Annotated in this window: 2 protein-coding genes; both read left to right on the top strand. The window is 55.7% G+C overall.

Features of this window, described 5'->3' with window-relative positions:
* The first annotated feature begins 182 nt into the window (after positions 1 to 182).
* The gene (gene istA / locus ACFQRK_RS23845; RefSeq protein ID WP_379010931.1) at positions 183 to 1,748 is read left to right on the top strand and encodes an IS21 family transposase; all 1,566 of its coding nucleotides are present in this window, start codon (positions 183 to 185) and stop codon (positions 1,746 to 1,748) included.
* A gap of 54 nt (positions 1,749 to 1,802) precedes the next feature.
* Entirely contained in the window at positions 1,803 to 2,564 is a 762-nt protein-coding gene (gene istB, locus ACFQRK_RS23840; RefSeq protein WP_379010929.1) for an IS21-like element helper ATPase IstB, read from the top strand.
* The last annotated feature ends 113 nt before the right edge of the window (positions 2,565 to 2,677 follow it).

Genomic DNA, 2,677 nt, shown 5'->3' with positions numbered 1-2,677 from the left:
TGTAATCGGTAAATAAGAATACACAACTTTTGGCAAATAAGAGTACACAATAATCGGCAACAATACCTACACAACTTCGGCAACAACTAGTGCAGAATGATTGCAGGCTGCTTCGGTGTTATTCACCCGGGGCATGCCCCGGGTGAATAACACACCTTTGCGGTAAAAAAGCGAAGGTTATCATGAATCATTATCTGCAAAAAACTATGTTGTACCATCTGATCCACCAAATGTCCCGGGAAGGGCATTCCACCAGGTGGATATCGGAGCACTTCGGGCTGAACTGGCGTACGGTGAAGCGTTATCTATCCATGGATGAGCGTACGTTCACCGAGGAGCTGGAGGCAGGCCGCACACGGGGGAAAGTACTGGATCCGTACGAGGGTTTCGTCCGTGAGAAGCTGTCGCTGTATCCGGAGACCCCGGCCGCGCAGCTGCACGACTGGCTGAAGGAACACCATCCCGATTTTCCACACGTGAACCAGAAAACGGTTTTCAACTTCGTCCAGCACATCCGTGACAAACACAATATCCCGCGCAGCGGCGAGCCGGGGCGTGAATACATGGCCGTGGAGGAATTGCCCTACGGCCGCCAGGGGCAGGCCGATTTCGGATTCTATAACATGCGTACCACCACGGGCGGGTCGAAAAAGGTGCAGTTCTTCACTTTCGTGCTTTCCCGTTCGCGTTACAAATACGTGTTCTTCTCGGATACCCCGTTCACGTGCGATCTGCTGGTGGAGGCCCACGAAAGGGCATTCCGATTCCTGGGTGGCATCCCCGGTGAAGTGGTCTATGACCAGGACAGGCTGATGATGGTCTCGGAAAACCTGGGGGATATCATCCTTACCGGTGGGTTCAGGACCTATGTCACCCAGCGGGGCATCACCACCTGGTTCTGCCGCAAAGCAGACCCCGAGAGCAAGGGCAAGGTGGAGAACGTGGTCAAATACGTCAAGCGCAATTTCCTGTACAACAGGCATTACCGGGACCCGGAAACGCTCAATGACGAAGCGGTCGCCTGGCTTCACCGCACGGCCAATAACCTGCCCCACGGTACCACGGGAAAGGTGCCCCGCGATGAGCTGCAGACCGAACAGGGGTACCTCGCCCCGTTCTACCCGGTAGCCGTTCCGAAGCAGGAATACCCCGTGCACGCCGTCAGGCGCGACAATACCATCAGCTGGAAGGGCAACCTGTACAGCGTGCCGCTGGGCACTTATGCAGGCCCGGGCACGACCGTAACGGTAAAGCCTTCCGATGGCGTGATCACCGTGCTTGATGCGATGGGTAGCACGGTATGCACGCACCGCGTATCGCCGCTGAAAGGGCAGAAGATCATCCACACCGACCATAAGCGCGACAAGAGCGCCGGGGCGGCCGAAATGATGGAATGCCTGGCGGCCATGATGCCGGACAGGGATGCCGCAATGGCGTGGCTGAAACGGGTAAGGGACAGCAAACCGCGCTATATCCGTGACCAGGTGCAGGCACTCACCCAGACGGTAAGCGCGCTGGAGCCGGAGGTGGCCGCGCGCACGCTGGAATACTGCATGGCCAACGGCATCGACGGCGCCGCCGATTTCAGGGCCATAGCGGCCCGGCTGGCCGCCCAAAGCCAACCCCGGCAGGGGGAAGCCAGGGTCATACGGATGAACCCGCTGGGCGGGGGAAGGATCCCCGGCGCTGACATACAGCCCGGCAGGAGCGACATCACCGATTACGACGCACTGCTGGGAGGTGGCTGACCCTCCGGCCGGCTATACAAAGGAATAAATCAGTAAACCAAAAACAATAATCATATGGAATCAGTAAAACAGGAAATCAGACAGTTGTGCGAACAGTTCAGGCTCGGGGGGATATACCCCGGGCTGGACGCCGCCCTGCAGGACGCGGAAAAGGAAAACACCGGGTATGCGGCCTTTACCCTGAAGCTCCTCAGGGCCGAGGCGGACCACCGATCCCGGCGCGATGAAGCTAAACGACTGAAAACAGCCGGACTGCCAAGGGGAGCCGATCTGGACGGCTTCGATAACACCGTTGACAACGGGATGTCGGCAAAGAAAATGGGCCAGCTCCGTGAGCTCAACTGGATAGACCAGATCTTCAACGTGGTGCTCATGGGGCCATCCGGGGTGGGAAAGACAAGGATCGCCTCAGGGCTCTGCCTGGACGCCGTGAAGGCCGGTTACAAAGCCTATTTCAGGACCATGCAGGATATCGTGAACACCCTGCGGACAAAGGACGCCGTCCCTTCCCAGAACACCGAATACCGCAGGCTCATGAAAGCAAACCTCATCGTCATCGACGATATCATGCTGTTCCCCCTGCAGAAGGAAATCGCCCTAGCGTTCTTCAACTTCATCAACCAGGTCTATGAAAATGCTTCCATCGTGATCACAACAAACAAAGCACCGACGGAATGGGCTAAAATGCTTGATGACGAGGTGATTGCAACAGCTCTACTGGACAGGATGCTATACCGGTGTGAGATAATCAGGCTATCCGGCGATAGCTACAGGATGAAAAATCGAAAATCGTTCTTTGAGAATCAAAACGACTGATATACATTTGCAAACGTTCTGCACTTATTGTTGCCATTGTTATGCACTCTTTGTTGCCGAAAACTATGTATTCCTGATTGCCAAAAACGCTGCACTTTTAATTACCGCTTACA

This window comes from Parapedobacter sp. GCM10030251 (assembly GCF_042666505.1).
In the GTDB taxonomy this organism is placed as follows: Bacteria; Bacteroidota; Bacteroidia; order Sphingobacteriales; family Sphingobacteriaceae; genus Parapedobacter.
Note: the sequence above shows the minus strand (reverse complement) of the source record. Positions and strands in the feature narration are given on the sequence as shown.

Excerpts from the sequence above, each read along its gene's own strand:
- istA (WP_379010931.1), top strand. The coding sequence starts at position 183 with ATGAATCATTATCTGCAAAAAACTATGTTGTACCATCTGATCCACCAA.
- istB (WP_379010929.1), top strand. The coding sequence starts at position 1,803 with ATGGAATCAGTAAAACAGGAAATCAGACAGTTGTGCGAACAGTTCAGG.